At 38.6% G+C, this 19,212-nt stretch carries 17 protein-coding genes and 1 pseudogene; 6 read left to right on the top strand and 12 right to left on the bottom strand.

Annotated elements, in window-relative coordinates; genetic code table 11:
- Positions 1-18 precede the first annotated feature (18 nt).
- On the bottom strand, positions 19-963 hold the full coding sequence (gene cyoE / locus ACW0TQ_RS16020) for a heme o synthase (protein ID WP_455725824.1): 945 nt from the start codon (positions 961-963) through the stop codon (positions 19-21).
- A 602-nt stretch (positions 964-1,565) separates the two neighbouring features.
- On the opposite strand from cyoE, the gene ACW0TQ_RS16015 reads away from it, so the two are divergent.
- A complete protein-coding gene (locus ACW0TQ_RS16015; protein WP_368900628.1) occupies positions 1,566-2,480 on the top strand; it encodes a COX15/CtaA family protein in 915 nt (304 codons plus the stop codon).
- 224 nt (positions 2,481-2,704) lie between these two features.
- On the opposite strand, the gene pyc is transcribed toward ACW0TQ_RS16015, so the two are convergent.
- The 3 genes from pyc to ACW0TQ_RS16000 form a co-directional block, all read right to left on the bottom strand.
- A complete protein-coding gene (gene pyc / locus ACW0TQ_RS16010) occupies positions 2,705-6,145 on the bottom strand; it encodes a pyruvate carboxylase (RefSeq protein ID WP_455725823.1) in 3,441 nt (1,146 codons plus the stop codon).
- Positions 6,142-7,326 carry a putative lipid II flippase FtsW gene (ftsW, locus tag ACW0TQ_RS16005; protein WP_256704875.1) on the bottom strand — a complete coding sequence of 395 codons (1,185 nt, stop codon included), beginning with the start codon at positions 7,324-7,326 and terminating at the stop codon, positions 6,142-6,144. The genes pyc and ftsW overlap by 4 nt, the downstream gene beginning before the upstream one ends.
- Positions 7,327-8,024: 698 nt before the next feature.
- Positions 8,025-8,306, bottom strand: coding sequence for an Fpa/YlaN family protein (locus ACW0TQ_RS16000; RefSeq protein WP_042535242.1), 282 nt, complete (start codon positions 8,304-8,306; stop codon positions 8,025-8,027).
- 290 nt (positions 8,307-8,596) lie between these two features.
- On the opposite strand from ACW0TQ_RS16000, the gene ACW0TQ_RS15995 reads away from it, so the two are divergent.
- Positions 8,597-9,043 (top strand): hypothetical protein, encoded by a 447-nt coding sequence (locus tag ACW0TQ_RS15995; protein WP_455725822.1) that lies wholly within the window; start codon positions 8,597-8,599, stop codon positions 9,041-9,043.
- A 54-nt stretch (positions 9,044-9,097) separates the two neighbouring features.
- On the opposite strand, the gene ACW0TQ_RS15990 is transcribed toward ACW0TQ_RS15995, so the two are convergent.
- Positions 9,098-9,379: a hypothetical protein gene (locus ACW0TQ_RS15990; RefSeq protein WP_256704877.1), complete on the bottom strand. Its 282-nt coding sequence runs from the start codon at positions 9,377-9,379 to the stop codon at positions 9,098-9,100.
- A gap of 400 nt (positions 9,380-9,779) precedes the next feature.
- Between ACW0TQ_RS15990 and ACW0TQ_RS15985 the strand changes: the two genes are divergently transcribed.
- Positions 9,780-9,983, top strand: a complete 204-nt coding sequence (locus ACW0TQ_RS15985) for a YlaI family protein (RefSeq protein WP_042535247.1) — start codon at positions 9,780-9,782, stop codon at positions 9,981-9,983.
- 130 nt (positions 9,984-10,113) lie between these two features.
- Here the strand turns inward: ACW0TQ_RS15985 and ACW0TQ_RS15980 are convergent, their stop codons facing one another.
- Entirely contained in the window at positions 10,114-10,422 is a 309-nt protein-coding gene (locus tag ACW0TQ_RS15980) for a YlaH-like family protein (RefSeq protein WP_042535249.1), read from the bottom strand.
- Between the two features lie 172 nt (positions 10,423-10,594).
- Between ACW0TQ_RS15980 and ACW0TQ_RS15975 the strand changes: the two genes are divergently transcribed.
- Positions 10,595-10,768, top strand: coding sequence for a DUF5325 family protein (locus ACW0TQ_RS15975; RefSeq protein WP_175297073.1), 174 nt, complete (start codon positions 10,595-10,597; stop codon positions 10,766-10,768).
- On the opposite strand, the gene ACW0TQ_RS15970 is transcribed toward ACW0TQ_RS15975, so the two are convergent.
- The 3 genes and pseudogenes from ACW0TQ_RS15970 to ACW0TQ_RS15960 all read right to left on the bottom strand — a co-directional run bounded on the left by ACW0TQ_RS15970 (position 10,769) and on the right by ACW0TQ_RS15960 (position 13,412).
- Positions 10,769-11,575, bottom strand: coding sequence for an inositol monophosphatase family protein (locus ACW0TQ_RS15970; protein ID WP_289584879.1), 807 nt, complete (start codon positions 11,573-11,575; stop codon positions 10,769-10,771).
- 217 nt (positions 11,576-11,792) lie between these two features.
- Positions 11,793-12,991: pseudogene (gene tnpB, locus ACW0TQ_RS15965) on the bottom strand (IS200/IS605 family element RNA-guided endonuclease TnpB).
- A 232-nt stretch (positions 12,992-13,223) separates the two neighbouring features.
- Complete coding sequence (locus ACW0TQ_RS15960) at positions 13,224-13,412, bottom strand: hypothetical protein (RefSeq protein WP_256704879.1); 189 nt, start codon at positions 13,410-13,412, stop codon at positions 13,224-13,226.
- Positions 13,413-13,998: 586 nt separating this feature from the next.
- Here ACW0TQ_RS15960 and ACW0TQ_RS15955 point away from each other — a divergent pair.
- Positions 13,999-14,622 carry a YktB family protein gene (locus ACW0TQ_RS15955; RefSeq protein WP_455725821.1) on the top strand — a complete coding sequence of 208 codons (624 nt, stop codon included), beginning with the start codon at positions 13,999-14,001 and terminating at the stop codon, positions 14,620-14,622.
- Positions 14,623-14,662: 40 nt separating this feature from the next.
- Here the strand turns inward: ACW0TQ_RS15955 and ACW0TQ_RS15950 are convergent, their stop codons facing one another.
- From ACW0TQ_RS15950 to ACW0TQ_RS15940, 3 genes are read right to left on the bottom strand one after another with little or no spacing between them, the layout of a single operon-like run.
- Entirely contained in the window at positions 14,663-14,932 is a 270-nt protein-coding gene (locus ACW0TQ_RS15950; RefSeq protein WP_042535256.1) for a UPF0223 family protein, read from the bottom strand.
- A 2-nt stretch (positions 14,933-14,934) separates the two neighbouring features.
- The gene (locus tag ACW0TQ_RS15945; RefSeq protein WP_042535258.1) at positions 14,935-15,897 is read right to left on the bottom strand and encodes an NAD(P)H-dependent flavin oxidoreductase; all 963 of its coding nucleotides are present in this window, start codon (positions 15,895-15,897) and stop codon (positions 14,935-14,937) included.
- A gap of 20 nt (positions 15,898-15,917) precedes the next feature.
- Complete coding sequence (locus ACW0TQ_RS15940; protein WP_042535260.1) at positions 15,918-16,808, bottom strand: polysaccharide deacetylase family protein; 891 nt, start codon at positions 16,806-16,808, stop codon at positions 15,918-15,920.
- A 763-nt stretch (positions 16,809-17,571) separates the two neighbouring features.
- Between ACW0TQ_RS15940 and ACW0TQ_RS15935 the strand changes: the two genes are divergently transcribed.
- Entirely contained in the window at positions 17,572-19,206 is a 1,635-nt protein-coding gene (locus tag ACW0TQ_RS15935) for a BCCT family transporter (protein ID WP_374705733.1), read from the top strand.
- The last annotated feature ends 6 nt before the right edge of the window (positions 19,207-19,212 follow it).

The following is a 19,212-nucleotide window of genomic DNA, read 5'->3' as shown; positions in this document are numbered from 1 at the left end:
TTTAAGGAATAACAATCATTAATTAAATATCGGCAGTGTGACAATAATCATTAACGGAAAAAGAATTGTTAAATAATTCAAGGAAAATATAAATACTAAATTAGCCCATTTCATATCCTTCTCCGTAAACAGCCCTATAAAACCAATCACCAGCCATGCGATATTCAATATTGTTGCTACAATCGTAAATGTTAAGCCCAGTGTAGGAAGCAAGAATAACGGCAACGGTAAAAGACAAGCGATATAAACATTAATTTGTCTTTTCGTTATGCTCATGCCTTTAACCACTGGCAGCATCGGTACTCCAGCCGCCTTATATTCTTCTTTTTTCTTCATTGCCAAGGCAAGAAAATGCGGTGTCTGCCATATAAACATAATTAAAAACATGATAAGCGGAACCACATGAAAAGAAGGATCGACTGCTGCCCAGCCAATCACAGGAGGCATTGCACCAGACAAGCTTCCAATAGCCGTGTTTAATGTGTATCTTCTCTTTGACCACATGGTGTACAATACGACATAGCCAAACCAGCCAATAAAAGCAAATAATGCCGCGTACCAAGTGGTAAACATCAATACTGCGAGTCCAAGACTGCTGACAACTATTCCCATTATCAGTACTGCCCGCAATGAAAAGAATCCGGTCACAGTTGGTCTTTTCTTCGTTCGGGACATTTTGGGATCAATATCTACATCATACCAGTTGTTCATAATGCAGCCGCCGGCAATTACTAAAGCACTTCCAATTATCATCAAAAGAAATGTTCCCCAATGATTGCTAAAGGAGGCGTTCGTTAAAGCTATAGCTACTAAAAAACCTGTAATTGCCGTAATCAAATTAGAATTGACAATTCCGATTTTTATAAGCGCCTTCACTTCTGACAGAAAAACAGTTATTTTTTCTTTGGTTGAAATGGTTGTGTTACCGATCAGCTCCGAGTAAGTCATATCTACTTTATCCATAATTTCCCCCCTTCGCACCAGTAGGAAGACATAATAATAAACAGAATACACGCATTTGTTTCTATGTATTCCGTTTCCAACTTTAATTATAGCATGGATTTCTATGACAATCTAATGAACTTTTATATAATATATTACAACTATTTGAACATCCAGCTAAAAAGTTGTCTCGGAAAATAGATAAAGAAAATGAATTATGTATATTTTCTATTTTTTATAAAACGGCAACTGTTCTTCTGCATACTAATCCATACTATATTTCTAGCAAACATAACTGAATTATGCAAGCTTTTTTTATTTGCTGATGAAAACTTCAAAAAAACATGATACTATTAAGATTGGTATTCGGGTTTTGGTTTTTATTTTTGGAATAAAGTCATTTTGTCTGTCTTTATTTGTTAAACTGATGATATCAAAAATCAATGCAAAAACTTTATCTTATTCGTCCCTGATACAATTTTTCAAATAGGCAAAGCTGTGCTTCTATTCAGGCATTACAAGCGGATGTTAGATTTTGTTCAAAATTGGAAAGCGTTTCCCGCATGATTTTTGGTACACTGGAGATATTGGATAATTTACATAAGAAGTGAGGTTGCATAGATATGTTAAAAATACTAAAAATACTATCTGTGACAACGGCCATTGGAATGCTTCCCCTTCTTTTAGGAGGAGCACTTGTTACAAAAACAGGTTCAGCGGATGGATGCGGAGACAGCTGGCCGCTGTGTGAAGGCGAACTTCTCCCTGCTAACCTTCATTTTGAAATGATTGTTGAATTAAGTCATCGAATGGTCAGCGGCGCAGTTGGTATATTGGTGCTTTTACTTGCTATTCTTTCCTGGAAAGCATACAGACATCATAAGGAAGTTATTTTTTTAAGTTTTTCTGCATTATTTTTTATTATTGTACAAGCACTGGTCGGTGCAGCAGCAGTGGTCTGGGGACAGTCTGACTTTATATTGGCTACCCATTTCGGGATATCTTTAATTTGTTTTTCTGCTGTTTTTTTACTTATGCTATTATTCTTTGAAATTGATAAGAAATTACATACAGAAGATATCCATATTAATAAATCTCACCGAATTGAAATCTATGCGATAACGGTTTATACAATGTGTGTGGTATACAGCGGGGCACTGGTACGTCATACGAATTCCATCCTGGATTGTACCGATTGGCCATTTTGTTCCAATTCAGAGCCATTTGCCTTTGCAAGCTATTCCTTTCATCAATGGATCCAGATGGGGCATCGTTTTGCAGCTGGAATCTTATTTTTGTGGACAATCCTTTTAACAGTCCGTATGCTAAAGAAATATAGCCGCAGCGAGGTTATGAGATGGGGCTGGATAATTACGCTGTCACTGATTACATTGCAGGTTATCTCCGGCTCGCTCATCATTTTTACACAGCTTAATTTATTTATTGCACTAGCCCATGCACTATTTATTACATGTTACTTTGGAATGCTGACTTACTTTATCCATCTGTCTTTCCGAAGCAGCAGAAAAGAAAAATAATCGAATCTATTATATTTCAATATTCCAGCAAAAAAAAGAAGGAACCTTGCTTGCACTTAAACAAGGGTTCCTTCTTTTTTATTCATAGCTTTAATCTGAAGCGGCTCCGATTGAGAGTTTATCCTTCTCTATTTATACGAGTTGGTGTATCCCCTCACCCCAATAATCATCCATTACGCAACAAGCCCCTTGGCTGATTCACCAAAGGGCTGTTTTAATTTTGTTTATTCAAATTCAATCAATAGATCATTTACCGCAATCGAGCTGCCTGCTTGTGCATGGATTTCTTTAACCACTCCATCAAGCGGAGCCTGTACGGACGTTTCCATTTTCATTGCTTCGTTGGTCATCAGATGCTGTCCCTTTTTAACCGTATCGCCTTTCGCACAATGTACTTCAAGGACGGTTCCAGGCATCGTTGCACCTACGTGCTTTGGATTGGATTTATCTGCTTTCGGATTAGCTGCAATCGCAGACTCAATACTATTATCACGGACGACGATTTCTCTGCTCTGCCCATTTAATTCGAAATAAACAACACGGGTGCCGTCTTCTTTCGGCTCCGAAATAGAAACCAGCTTCACAATCAGGGTTTTCCCTTTTTCAATTTCTACTTCAATCACTTCACCAAGCTTCATGCCGTAGAAGAATGTCGGTGTGTCTAATACAGACATATCGCCATACGTATTCAAGAAATCCTCGTAATCTTTGAATACCTTTGGATATAATGCATAGGAAATCAAATCATGGCTGTTGACCGGACGATTCAGTTCATTATAAAGTGTATCACGCATCTCTTTAAAATCAACGTCTTCCAATAGCTCCCCAGGTCTTACAGTGATTGGTTTTTTATCTTTTAAAATCAGCTTTTGCAGTTTTTCCGGGAAGCCTTGGTAAGGCTGTCCGATATATCCTTGTGCGAATTCAATCACCGAATCAGGGAAATCAATGGATTCGCCTTTTTCATAGATTGTTTCCTCTGTTAAATCGTTTTGCACCATGAAGAGCGCCATATCTCCGACCACTTTGGAGGATGGAGTAACCTTGACAATATCACCAAACATATCATTCACCGTACGGAACATTGCTTTCACTTCATTCCAGCGATCGCCAAGCCCTACCGCTTTTGCCTGCTGCTGCAGGTTGCTGTATTGACCGCCTGGCATTTCATGCTGATAGATTTCTGTATGCGGCGCATTCATGCCGCTTTCGAAATCTTTATAGAACTGGCGGACACCTTCCCAATACTGGCCAATTTCTTCAAATTTTTCAATATCCAGCGCTGGTTGATATGCTTTTCCTTCTAAAGCATAGTACAGTGACTGTGCACTTGGCTGAGAAGTCATCCCTGCCATCGAACCAACCGCGACATCAACCGCATCGACTCCTGCTTCAATCGCTCTCGAATAAGCGTACACTCCATTGCCGCTGGTATCATGCGTATGCAGGTGAATCGGAATATCGACGGTTTCTTTTAATGTGCTGATCAGCTGATAGGCTGCTTCCGGCTTCAGCAAGCCTGCCATATCCTTGATTCCCAGAATATGAGCGCCAGCTGTTTCCAGTTCTTTAGCCATATTCTTATAGTAGTCAAGATCATATTTTTGTCTGCCTGTGTCTAGAATATCACCCGTATAACAGATTGCAGCTTCTGCAATTTTATCCGTTTTGCGGACGTTATCGATGGCTACCTGCATGCCCTCCACCCAGTTCAAGCTGTCAAAAATACGGAATACATCAATACCGGCTTCGGCACTTTTCTTCACAAATAATTCGATTACATTATCCGGATAGTTTTTGTATCCAACCGCATTGCTTGCACGCAGCAGCATCTGGAATAACACATTCGGCATGCGCTTTCTCAAATGCAGCAGTCTTTGCCAAGGATCCTCTTTCAAGAAACGGTAAGCAACATCATAGGTTGCACCGCCCCACATCTCTACAGAAAATAGATTTGGCAGTAATTTTGCTGTCGGCTCTGCAATGTGCAATAAGTCATTGGTACGAACGCGTGTAGCCAGTAAAGATTGATGGGCATCACGAAATGTGGTATCGGTCAGCATCACCTGTTTTTGATCCTTCAGCCATTTAGCAAGTCCTTCTGGACCGCGTTCATCTAAAATTTGTTTCGATCCCGGCTGTGTTTCAATATTTTCTGTGTTCGGAATAATCAATTTATCAAAATCTGGTTTATCCTGCTTTTCCGCACCATCTACGCCATTTAAAGTGGTGTTTGCAATATACGTCAGCATTTTGGTTCCGCGGTCACGGCGTACTGGGAAAATAAACAATTCTGGTGTTTTATCAATAAACGTCGTATCATATTCTCCGGATAAGAACTGTTCATGCAGCATCACATTTTCCAGGAATGGAATATTTGTCTTGATTCCTCTAATTCGGAATTCTTTTAAGTTTCGCACCATTTTAATGGTAGCCTGTTCAAAATCAAGCGCCCAGGTAGAAACTTTTACTAATAATGAATCATAGTGAGGTGAAATAACTGCTCCCTGGTACGCATTTCCTGCATCGAGACGGACACCAAATCCGCCGCCGCTGCGGTAAGCATTGATTTTTCCGGTATCCGGCATAAAATCATTCAGCGGGTCTTCCGAAGTCACACGGGATTGAATCGCATAACCTTGTGTTGTAATTTTATCCTGTGTTGGAATACCTACTTCCTTATCATGAAGTCCAAATCCATCCGCAATCTTGATTTGCGTCTGAACGATGTCCACACCGGTAATCATCTCGGTAATCGTATGCTCTACTTGCACACGCGGGTTTACTTCGATAAAGTAAAAATCGTTTTCGGTTACCAGGAATTCCACCGTACCCGCATTGAGATAGTCGACATTTTTCATCAAATCGACAGCTGCCTGACAGATTGCTTCTCTCAGCTCTTCGTTTAGAGATAAGCTTGGAGCTACCTCAATCAATTTCTGATGACGGCGCTGTACAGAACAGTCTCTTTCATATAAATGAATAATATTCCCTTGGTTGTCACCAATAATCTGTACTTCAATATGTTTCGGATTTTCAATTAATTTCTCTACATAGATTTCATCATTCCCAAAGGCAGCCTTTGCTTCTGATTTTGCGCGGTCATAAGCATTGTCCACTTCATTGGCATCCTGCACCACACGCATGCCTCTTCCGCCGCCGCCAAGCGAAGCTTTAATAATAATCGGATAGCCATGCTTATCACCGAAAGCTTTGACTTCTTCTAAAGAGTTAACCGGGCCGTCACTACCCGGAATAATTGGTAAATCGGCAGCCAATGCTTGTTCTCTTGCTTTTACTTTATCTCCAAACATATTTAAATGCTGGCTGGTAGGGCCGATAAAAATAATGCCCTCTTCTTCACAGCGCTTTGCAAATTCGATGTTTTCAGAAAGGAAGCCATAGCCCGGATGGATTGCATCCACATCTACTTCTTTTGCTAAAGCAATGATTCCTTCGATATCTAAGTATGCGTCAATCGGCTTTTTCCCTTCCCCGATTAAATAAGCTTCATCCGCTTTAAACCGGTGAAAGGAAGACGAATCTTCGCTGGAGTAAACAGCTACAGTGCGAATATTTAACTCGGTACAAGCCCGGAATACACGTATCGCGATTTCTCCTCTGTTTGCAACTAATACTTTGTTAATTTGCTTTAAGTCTGTCATGCTTTACCACCTCTGTACGAATTGATAGATTTTCTGTGGAATAAACTAGGCTTAGGAGCCAGTTCTTCCCTTTCACTTTCTTTCTTATTAACTTGCATAGCTATATTATTAAGAATCCCCATGGATATCATCATAAACAGCAAAGAGGATCCTCCATAACTGATAAATGGCAAGGGAACACCTGTAATTGGCAGAACCCCGCTAATTGCGCCTAAATTAATAAAAGTTTGAATGCCTATCATCGATGCAATCCCAAGTGCAAGCAATGAACCAAAACTATCCTGGCATCGTCTGGAAATATAGAGTCCTCTAAAGACAATGGCAGCAAGTAAACCTAAAACGATCGCTACCCCTACAAATCCGAGTTCTTCCGCAATAATGGCCATAATAAAATCCGTATGACCTTCTACCAGAAAGCCCAGTTTTTGGATACTTTGTCCTAGCCCTTCTCCTGTCCAGCCGCCCACACCAATCGCAACATACGACTGGATTAATTGATACCCGTTTAAATCCGGCGAATTAAACGGCTGGTAAGCACCAGTAAAACGGGAGAGTCTTTCTTCCGTTACCATGTTTGGAATGGCAAATGCAAGCAACAGCAAGCCGGCAAAAACAAGAATAGATAAATGTCTCCATTTGATACCAGAAGCAAAGATAACAGAGCATGCCATCAAAAATATAATAGCAGCTGTTCCAACATCCGGCTGCGCCACAATTAATCCAAGAACGACGGCAGTGATGATAAGCGGAGGCAGCACTCCTTTGCTAAACTGGTCTAAGTAAGCCTGCTTTTTAGAATATATTGCAGCTAAATACATAATCAGACCAAGCTTAGCGACCTCTGCAGGCTGCAAGCTGAATGGACCAAACCGAAACCACGACCTTGCATTATTGACTGTATCTCCAAAGAAAAGAACAGCTACAAGTAAGATAATACAAGATATAATGATTATCTTCATCAGTCTTTGATAGATTTGGTACGGCAAGAAGGATGTAATCGCGAATCCAATAAGTGCAACAATAAAGAAGACTAATTGCCTGTTAAGATAAAAATTACTGTCTGAACCTTCCACAACAGCTAATACCATACTTGCACTATATACCATTACTACTCCAAAACCAGCTAATAGAATTGGCGTAATCATCAATGTGAAATCGAAGTGCTTCCAATTTTTTAACATTATTTTTCTCCTAGTCACTATGTAAGTTTAAGTGTGTGTTCAAAAAGTCCGTTAAAAAAGACCGAGAAGTTCGAGGCAGCGCAGCTTTGAGCAACGATTTTAATGGGGCGAGTAATCGCAGGTCTCAGCGGAAAAGCAAGCTAACGAAGAAATTCGATGTGTCATTTTTGGCGGACTTTTTGAACATCCTTTTTTAAGAGATTTTTAACAGTATATCATATTTTTAATAGAGCTGTTATAATTATCTCTCATTTGTCAGTATACATTTTTTAACATATAGGAAACAACAGGAAGCTCTAAAAATTTATTCTAACCTGCATGGTTACGCATTTTTTAGTATTCCAACCATTCTTCAGCTTCCTTTTGTTACATATGTAATTATTTCATTTTTGAAACGTCTTCATCTTTTCTTTCCTAATTTAAGATTCAGCCAGCCTTCATGTATTTTTCTATCAATTATAGTAAGGGTAACATGGGCATACACATTAAAAGCCGCCATCTTTCGATGTATCCTGCCTAAAAAGTGAAAGCTGTTGCCGAACTTTTTTGGATTCAAAGCTCAAATTCAGCCGTGACTACTCCTGAATAAGAATCAATGCACACTGACAATTGTTATCCTCCAACTTATAAAAAAACCTTGCCGTTTGTTAAATTGGCAAAGTTTTATTATGGTACTGTCCCAGCAGCGGCAAATATACTCACAATGTACGTTGTGAAGCCTCATGTAATATATTAAGCTTTTTCTCCAGGTTTCCCAATAAATTTCGTCCTTCTTCTTCTGTAATCAATTCCAGACGAACTGCAAAATCAATTTCTCTAGATAAGCCAAACATCTGCGTATCCAGTACATCTTCATATACAGGACATTGTGGCATCGTCAAATTTTCTATCTGAACCTCGATTAAACGAAGTATCTTATCAGCATCAGCTTTCAAAAGAGCGTGGGCTTTTTCACGGTGATTAATCGTTACATCAGGCATCAATATAATCCCCTCCGCATTTTAACATTCTTTATATAATATTATCGCTACAAGCACAAAAATGCAAACATAACTTAAGTATAATGTTAAAAATACGCTTTTTATTCCTTTTTTTGTTAAAAACAAGGGCAGGCAGATGTTGCAGCTTTCTGAATTAAAATAGATGAAAGTACTCCTAATCTTTGCTATTCTAATAGTTGGAAGTACGTGCAAACTGCATTTGTGAAGCAAACGCTTCCCTATCTTGATTTGCACTGCATGTATGTATATACGTAGGGGGATAAAATAATATGATCGTAATGATTAAAGGAAATGTCGGCTATCCTATCACACTTGATCCAACTGTATGGATTTTTGATGATAGAAAAGTGGAATTAGAAAATGCTTTTACGGAACCAGAAGAACAAGAAACATTTACTTCAAACTTTCAAAAACCGCCTGTAAACCGGAGTATCTCGAAGATGGAAGGGGAAGCGTATTTAAAAAACAGCTATGTTATCCCATTGCATGATTTTCTGAATAATGCAGAACCAAAAGCAGACGCTGCGAAAGTTGAATTTATTAAAAGCAATGGAGAAAACGAAAAAATAGCTTTAGAAGACGCCAAGAATGGTTTTTTGCTTTTTTCCTTAGAAGGAAAGCCGCTTCGTGAAGATGGTCCCGTTCACTTTTATTATAAAGATGGCTCTAATCAGGATAATCCAATTAAGTATATTAAAGAAATTCATATTCATTAATCATTAACAAAGTCCGCCCGCTGTCTATAAAATAAGCAGCGGGCGGACTTTCTATTATCTTTTTTCATTTTCTTCTTTTGACAGCTGATTCATTTCAGCCTTTTTTTCATTATAGTACTGTACTCCAAATTGCGACCCCTCGGAAACCATTTTAGCATTTTCCAATTGGTCCAATTCTTCTTCCGCAAATTCATCAGGTTTTCCGGCGTTTTCAAATACCCTTAAAGTTCCCAGCGATGATTTTATTTTTTTTCGTTTCTTTCTATCTGTCAATAATACACCGGCAACACCCGCTCCGACTGCTCCTAATGCTGATACCACATATCTTTTTTTCATGTTATCATCCTTTCCATAAATTGAAACTTCATTTTACTTAAGAAATCCCTTTCCCCTGCTTCCTCAGGCAAAATAGGATTGCTGAAAAATCAGGTACTTCTTTATTGTTATCATTCCCACTTCTCACCTTTTCAAACTTTGATTATTTAATTAGCTCTATAAAATATGCTATACTTATAGTGTGTTATATAAGAGAATGCTCAAAAAGTCCAATAAAAATGACACGGCAATGCGCAGCGGTAGTCTAGTGCCGGAATTGCGCCAGAACGCTTCGATGAAGTACGTAATCCCAAATCTGGAACATCGCATTCATAGCTGGCCGGTCTTTTTCATCATACTTTTTGAACAGGCACTTTCTAAAGAATTTGTTTTACTCTTATTACCGAATTGAGGTGGAAACATGCAGGTTAAATGCACCATATGCGATAAAGTGGAAGAAATAGAAAATAATTCACCACATGCGAAAAGATTGCGCAATCGCAGAAAAAATATTCATTTATGTACTACTTGCTATGACCGCATTGAAGAAAATACAAAAAAAAGACTGGCAACAGGAAAATTTCGCTTTTATCAAGAAGAAAAGAAAGTAGATGATTTCCTATAACCTGTATTTTTTTATTCCATTAAAAAGCAGAGAAGCCGATTATCGACTCTCTGCTTTTTTTAGTGATATCCACTTTTTCCTAATAACTTTCTCCGATTTAAAAACGGACGGCTTCTCATACTTTTTTTGCTTATGCATTATCCTCTTGTACATCGCTGCGATTTTTTCTCTCTCGATGCAGACGAAAACGGTATATACCCAACACTAATATGATAATTATCAAGCATTCTATTGTAGGCATTCTCATTACCGTGGAGAAGATAGTTATAACAAATGTTCCAACCATTAATAGTATGTATACAATGATATTTTTTGCAATCGGGAGCTTTTTTGCAAAGCCCAGCTGATAAGCTATTGCTGAAAGAATTAGATTCATTACATAAAAAATCCAGAAAATATTGTCGGTTCCATTCAATTCAAAGACATAATCAAATACCATAACTTACATGCCACCTTATCTAATAGAAGATACACATTTACACGCTTCCTTAATCATACTAAAAGTGCTTTCATATGACTAGAGAAAAATGAAAAATTATATGTCTGTTTTTTGAAGTTCTCGTTATTATCCTTTATACTGGTTTGTGGACAAATAGTAAAGGCGGTTAAAAATGAAGAAAATTGATATTTCCATGCTATTATTAGCATTTCTAGTTGTTCTGTTATTTATTTTAGTGGGCTTGGCTATTGCTTTCCGAAATGTATGGGCCATCATTTTATGTATTATCCTAGCATTTTCTGTATTCGGATTTGCAATGTCCAGAAAGAAAAAAAGGAAGGGATGATTATTTCCTTCCTTCCTTTAAAAATCCTATAATGGAATCATGGATTGCAGGATTAGCCACGACAGCCGGTGCTCTTTCCAGCGGGTTCCAAGGGTTTCCGTCTACATCTCCGGCAACACCGCCAACTTCCTGATTCAATATAATTCCGCCGGCAACGTCCCATGGTGCCAGACTTAAAGCAAGATAAGCATCTTGAACCCCTTCAGCTACACTCGCTAATTCTAATGCTGCCGATCCAATTGTCCGTGTACCTCTTACCGTACGCACAAATTTTTGCATAACTGGATAAGCTACCACACGATTCTCACATAACCAAAAATGGTTCATGCCGATAATAGATTCTTCCAATTTTTTCTTTTTATCCAATGGTTCTAATCGGGTTTCATTTTTAAAGGCACCTTCACCGCGCTTAGCATGGTAAAGCTGATCACCCATCACATCATAAACAAAACCAATCTCACCTATGCCATTATGTAGAATACCAATAGATATTGCAAATGAGCGTTTTTGGTGGACAAAGTTCATTGTTCCGTCAATCGGATCAATAATCCATATAGTCCCGTCGACACTAGACAATGTGTCCCCGAAGCCTTCCTCGCCAATAATGTGATGCTCTGGATAAGCTTGATGAATCCGGTCTACAAAGAATTTTTCCGTTTGTTTATCCAGTGCCGTTACTAAATCATTCGGATTAGATTTTGTTTCAATATCCAGTGGATCATTCATATGCTCTCGAATTTCGGCCCCTGCCTCATATATCCAACGTTTTGCTGTTTCATAAATTTTCTGTCTTTGTTGCTGATTCATTTATATATCGCCTCCAAAAACTACATGTAAGCTTATTTTATCAGACTCCTCTTTATTAAACCAATCCTAAACTTACTACAAAGGAATAATTGAGGATGGAAATATTCAATAAACAACCCTAATATGCTCTTTCTTTTGAACTACCCCCACTTACCAACCTTCAAGGTGCTTGAAGTGAGAGATTCCTAAGAACACCAACCTATCGGTCAGTTATGGATTAGACTAGCCCCGCAGTCCCTGCGGTTAATCGCAATGCTTCCTTACGAAGATTCCTGCTTGCGTTCCTATCTCTTTGATGATGGTATTGACAGATATCACACGTCCATGCACGCAAAGCAAGGTTTTTAACTCCTTTGTTTTGGTGTCCACAATGAGAACATAACTGACTGGATGGATAGTTTTTCGCAACTACAACAACCTGCATTCCATAACAGGCCGCTTTATATTCCAGCATCGTTCGGAACGTTGACCAGGATACATTTGCTAATCGCTTTCGCAAGATTTTGATTCTTTAACATGTTTTTCATAAACAAATCTTCTATCCCGATGATATTGTGGTTTAGGCCAACAGGTTGTTGGTCATGCAAGCGTTGCCGCAGGACGCGGCGGTTTTAGCTTGTCTCCTTATCGGTGGAGATCTTATCCACCATGTCTTTTCTTTTATTAGCAATTTTTTCGTGAAGCCGGGCTACTTTTCGTTTTTGTTTCTGCCAATTCGCCGAGCCCACCTCTCGCCTTGAAAGAATCACCTGCGCTTTTGCCAGCTTCTTTTCTAATGTCTGGAAAAACCTTGGATTTTCATACTCCGTCCCATCGGAAAGGGTAGCAAAATCGGTTAATCCGACATCGATGCCTATAGAGGAACCTGTTTTTTCATCGTGTCCAATTTCCGTTTCAACTACAATCGACACAAAGTACTTGCCTGAAGAATTGCGCCGGATCGTTGCACTCATAATACGCCCTTCCACCTCCCGACTTTTGGCAAAACGAACCAATCCGAGCTTAGGCAGTTTGATATGTTTATCCAATACAGCAATGTTTCCATTGACATATTTGGTTGTATACGATTGAATAGGGTTCTTCTTCGATTTAAAATGAGAGCCTTGTTCTGTTTCTTGTAATAACGTGTATAGGAATCGTTCACGTTTTCAACGGCTTTTTGAAGGGCAATGCTATCAACTTCTTTGAGGAAGGGATAAGTTTTCTTCAATTCTGGGACCGCTTTGATTGCCTTATTTTTATTGAAAAATTCGCCCTTCCAATTATTTTGAAGAAGCTGTCCGTTTGTACCATTTCATTCACCGTATGCCAATAGTGGTCTTTTTCTTTTTGTTTTCCTGTAAAATAGTTGTAGACAAAACGGGAGCAGCCGATTGTCTTATGGATGAAGGTGATTTGTTTTTTGTTCGGATAGATGAAATGCTTTTGTTATTTTCATAGCTTCTAACCTCCTCCTGTCTATTATAGTAGAAGAAGGACGAACTCGGAATGTTTGTTCGATTCGATGTTGAACAGTTGTGACACTCCAAATCAATTTTTTGTGCTTAGGAGATTCATCTCCCCCTTATCTCTACGCGCTTGAAGAGGGAGTTTTCTCTCCTTTTTTTGATAAAGAAAGCGGCTATATATTAGGGTATTCTAATATTATTTAATCGATAAGGCTTATCCACTGCTCACTGAGCTGCTTCAGCCTCTCTTTAGATTTGATAATTTGTACAGTGTCTTTCTCCTGCATCGCATCATATAACGTAGCCAATTCATAATCAATTTCTAATTTGATGACAGGGAGACGTTCTTCTGCTTCTTTTCGACGGAGAGCTTCCATAACATATTTCATCCTATCACTCCTTTATAAGGAAATTCACAGTTCACTTAAGGGCCAACCATTTCTTTTCGTTTCATGTATGTGCTATATATTATGATTCACAAGGTAATTTGTTCACTAAAAACTAAAAAATCAATTTATTTCTTACCTCTCTATACCCTCTTTTTGAAGTACTAAACATTTCCCGGGATTGTAAAAAACAAGAATACCACTTGATCTTTAAATCACCGGTGTCCTCGCCAAAGAGATATCCGCTACGGGAAGTCGCTTTCCGCGGGCAACATTCAGCCTCCTCAGAAGAAAACCGCTTTCTGCGGGGTCTACGCCTGTCGGCTTGCCAATCGCTAAGTCTTCTTTAAAGGAGATGGGCTCGGGATCCACGGAAAGCGGAGTATAGTTCTAAGATCTAAGATTACTCCCCCGTGACACCCGTTGGAACGGCTAGCTTCAGCTATTTATACTTTCCTAATCTTTAAAATATTGCTTTTAAATATTCCTTTTTAAGGTTTCCTGCTCTCGCTTGACTTCTTATTTCAGATAAAGAATAATAATTTATATTGAAAAAAGTATATATTAATGACGGAAAGGATGGTATTTTGTGGAATTATATCATTTTACAAAAGAAGATTTTCAAACATTTGCAATTGATGGGTTAGACGATCGTATGGAAGCTATCCAGAACAGAATACAGCCAAAATTTCAAGCAATCGGGGAAGAACTCGTCTCTTATTTGTCTGAGAAAACAGATCAAGAGCTTTATTTACATATTGCCAGACACGCACGCAGAAGTGTAAATCCGCCCAATGATACCTGGCTGGCAATCGCAGATAACAAAAGAGGCTATAAAAAACACCCTCACTTCCAAGTTGGATTATTTGATGATCATTTATTTATCTGGCTGGCTCTTATTTATGAATTACCGAACAAATCAAAAATTGCAGCGAGCTATTTAGATCATTTTGAAGAAATAAAAACTCTTCCTGCGTCATTTGTTGTTTCATTAGATCACACTAAAAAGGATGCCATTTCCTTAGAAGCGCTAACGGAAAAAGAGATAGAACGTTTCCGCGATGTAAAAAAAGCCGAGTTCTTGATCGGCAGACATCTATCCTATGATGATCCGATTTTACAAAATGATAAAGAACTATTTACAACGATAACAGAAACCTATGAACAGCTGCTCCCGCTTTACAAATTGGCAATCGACAGCCGTGATGCATAAAAGAAATCCCCTAAACGACATAAAGTTTAGGGGATTTCTTTCATTTTATCGAAATAAAAGCTTCTTCCGACTCTCTTGCTTTTTTCACGACATGGTAGCTGGAGTATCCAGAAGAACGCTTAAATTCTTCAAATAATTGCTTTTCTTCACTTTTTGACGGAACAATCTCTTTAAAGCGCCGATATAAAGAAAGAAGATCAGACCGTCTGACTTTTTTCTCGTATGCCTGCTCAATTAATGAGAAAAAATTGACTACATCAATAATTTCATTTGTCGACCACGTTTCGTCCATGGGGTACGTATAATTCATTTTTACACCTCTTTACTCCATTTTTCTTTAATCTCGTCTGCTTCCCTTATAATGGAGTCCATGACATCTTCTACACTTAAAATCTGCCGGATACGGCTCACGCCTTGGCCCGCCCATCCAAATCCATCTGACGCCTTGCCAGAATGGATATACTTTTGATTTACCTCTCCACTAATATAATCCTTTAACTGCTCGTAATTATTCCCGTACTTTTCTTCCAGCGAGAGAATATTTTCTGTAAAAGGCGTACGTAATGCTCTTGCCGGCGTGCCTAATGAACGTTTAATAACTACGGTATCTCCTTCACCGGCAGATACAATTGCTTTTTTATAATTTATATGCGCCTGAACTTCCTTTGTTGCAATAAATCTTGTCCCCATTTCAATGCCTTCTGCTCCAAGAGCTAGTGCTGCCATCAAGCCTCTTCCGTCGACAATACCGCCTGATGCAATGACGGGAATTTTAAGTTCATCCGCAACCTGCGGCGTAAGAACAATGGTACCCGTATCACTTCTGCCCAAGTGACCTCCGCCTTCTTGCCCTACAACCATTACGGCATCCGCTCCTAATTCCTGCGCTTTGACAGCCTGTCTTACAGATGCAACCAAGACTAATTTTTTGATAGGGTGACCTTTTAACAGGTCAAAGACACCGGCAGGATTTCCTCCAGTTACTGAAACTACTGGCACCTGCTCCTCTACAGCCGCCTTTACCATGTGATCAAATTTTCTGCCGTGCTGCCCAATAGCAAAGTTAACCCCAAAAGGCCGGTCTGTTAACTGTTTTACTTTTTGAATTTCTTCCCGCAATTTTTCTGGAGAGGACAAGCTCATTGCAGTAACCTGTCCCAGCCCGCCAGCATTACTTACTGCTGCAGCAAGATCAGCATAAGCCAAGTATGCCAATCCCCCTTGAATAATCGGATATTTAATATTTAACAGCTTCGTAACCCTTGTTTGATACACGGTTTCCCCTCCACATTATCTTATTCTAATGTTTCAATTAAATTTGGATCAGCTATCTCATAACCCTGATCCCGCAGACCGTCAATAACATCTCCTAATGCTTCATTTGTCCATTCACGATCATGCATCAGCAAGTTCGCGCCCGGTTGGAGCAAGGAATAATTAATATCTATTTCAGGCGCTTCGCCAGAAATAAGAGCTTCTTTTAATTTATCTGCATCCTGATATTCCTCAAAATAGTCAAAACCGTACGTCCAATTCATTAAAACCATTCCTTCTTCCTTTACAACTTCGCGTGAATGATCTGAATTCGCGCCATGCGGTGCCCGAAAGAATTGCGGACGTTCACCAATAATTTCTTCAATTTTATCGTTTAGACTGACGATTTCCTCTGTCTGCTCATCCTCAGGAATTTCCGGGATCACCGGATGAGAATACGTATGGTTACCGATTGGGAATCCCATTTCATGGATGGTTTTCAACGCCTCTTGTCCTTCTTCATCTTCAATAAAGTGTCCATTCACAAAAAATATCGCTTTCGCATCCTTTTCCTGCAATGTTTCAGCCATTTCCAGAGCATACTCATCAGGTGCATCATCAATGGTTAGAAGGACTACGTTCTCGTCTGCATCATCAATAGGGTGAATTGCTGCTGTTTCTTCGTCTATGTAGTAAGCCGGCTCCTGGTCCTCTGTGTTTTCCTCCTCATTGCCTTCTTCTTCCGTTTCTTGTTCATTTGTTTCATTTTCAACCGAATCCTTATTCTCTTGGTTCTCGGTATTTTCTTCTGGCGCTTCTGTCTCCTCCTCAGATTGTTCTGCACTGCTCTCCTCATTATCATTCGAACTGCAGGCCGCCATCGCACCGACTAACAGAATGAATACGACAATAAATCCGCTTTTTCGTAACATATTATCAAGAACCCCCATAATCCATTATAAAATTCTGATTTTATTATAAGTTAATTTTTTACAATGAGCAACCAAAGTATTTATTAAGAAAGGGAATGAAATATGTTTGATTTTTTTAATATTGGGTAGTTAAATAATAAGCTAAAATTACAAAATACATAAAGTGTCACTATCTACATTCTTTCGACATGAAACTGGAATAAATGATTTGAATTTCATACCAGCAAACAATGAATACAAACTTCCATTGGGAAAAGCCTTCTTGATTATCTGCTGACGAAATTAATTTAGATGATAAATAGCTTTGACAGGATACATACTTCTTCCGTTTGCTTGTACAGGTGTTAAATCAAAAGGTTGACAATAAGGTTAAAGGATTGTTAGTCTGTTATAGGTATTTAACAAAAGAAGAGGGAATAAATCGGTATAAAACCAGTCTAAAAACGGAAAAAAGCAGCAGTTTAGTTGTTCTGACGCTAACATAATCCATTTCACGCTAAATTACTAACTAACGTTACAAAAGTTAAAATTCATAATTACAGAAAAATTGATGTGATTTGGATTTGTACAACAATCTTTTGTATTGTTTTAATTTCATTATCAATGTCTGGATAATCTCTCTTTATAAAGGGAAATATAATAAACGCCAATTAGTTGAACTTTTAAACATGACAGTAACCAGAATGAATGAACATTGAAATGTATAAGAAAATAGTGATGCTGCTTAGCTTACATTACTTAAATGTTATAATATAAGGAGGTCATACTTATTAAATCAAAAACAATTACACCTGTTTTTTGGGTATCCATATCGTTGATACTTGTATTTCTTATTTGGGGAACCTTTTTCCCTGCAAATGTAGAAAATGTTTTAGGCATCATTGACGGTTTTATTTCAGACACATTTGGCTGGTTTTATATGCTCGTTACTACTGGTTTTATACTAGTTGCCCTATTTCTCATTTTTGGACCTTATGGAAGAATAAAATTAGGAAAACCTGATGAAAAACCAGAATATAGTTATTTCACCTGGTTTGCATTTTTATTTACTGCCGGTATGGGGGTAGGCCTCGTATTCTACGGTGTGACAGAGCCCGTAACACATTATTATTCACCTCCTTCAGCTGAACCAGAAACATTGGCTGCAGCAGAACAATCGATGCAGTACACTTTATTCCATTGGGGTTTCCACCCATGGTCTGTATACGCAGTACTTGCATTGGCACTGGCTTATTTTAAATTCCGACATCGTTCTCCTGCTTTAATCAGTTCTGTTTTTGCACCATTGATTGGTGATCGCACAAAAGGTATTTTAGGGATTTCCATCGATACACTTGCTGTTTTCGCAACTGTATTTGGTATTGCAACATCACTAGGTCTAGGTGCAACACAGATTACAGCCGGGTTAAATTTTACATTTGAAGGAATTCCAAATAACTTTACAACAAATTTAATCGTTATAATCATTATCACAGCACTATTTATGTTATCTGCTACAACAGGCATTAACAAGGGTATTCGATACTTGAGCTGGACCAATGTTGTACTTGCAATTGGATTAATGGTCTTTGTGTTCATCCTTGGTTCTTCTACCCAGATGATTGAATCCTTTACAACTACATTAGGAAATTATATACAAAATCTCCCCAGTATGACATTAAGCACAAATGCATATATTGGAGAAAGAGAATTCTTAAATTCCTGGACACTATTTTATTGGGCTTGGTGGATTGGCTGGTCACCATTTGTTGGAACCTTTATCGCCCGTGTTTCTAGAGGAAGAACAATTCGTGAATTCGTTATTGGTGTAACTGCTGTGCCTGTCATATTTAGCGCCATCTGGTTCTCTGTTTTTGGTGTCGCAGGTTTAGAAATGGATGCATCCCAAGGTGGCATGATTCATCAATTAATGAATGAACTAGGGAATGAAGTAGCTTTATTTGCTTTCCTTGAGTCCATGCCAATGGCTTCAGTTGTCATCGGTATTGCTGTTCTCTTGATTTCATGTTTCTTTATTACGTCAGCCGATTCTGGTACTTTTGTGCTTAGTATGCTTACAACCGGCGGAAAGTTAAACCCTAACATGGGTATAAAAGTAATTTGGGGACTGATTTTAGCTGCTATCGCCTCCGTTCTGTTATGGTCTGGCGGATTAAGCGCACTTGAAATGGCTATGTTAATCGCAGCATTTCCATTCGCTATTTTAATGATTTTTATGTGCTACTCTCTCTTGAAAGCATTGAAAAGTGAACATAAAATTTTAACATTGGAAGCCAGACAGCGCAGATATGATCCGGAGTTCCGGGAAAAACAGAAAAAAGAAATAAAAGAAATGAAAGAAGGATTCAAAAAAACTCTTCCCGAGATTGATCAGGAAGAAAATAGACCTGAATCTTAACTAATA

This window comes from Oceanobacillus sp. M60, from assembly GCF_053839645.1.
The sequence above is the reverse complement of the archived record's forward strand: the minus strand, read 5'-3'. Positions and strand labels throughout refer to the sequence as shown.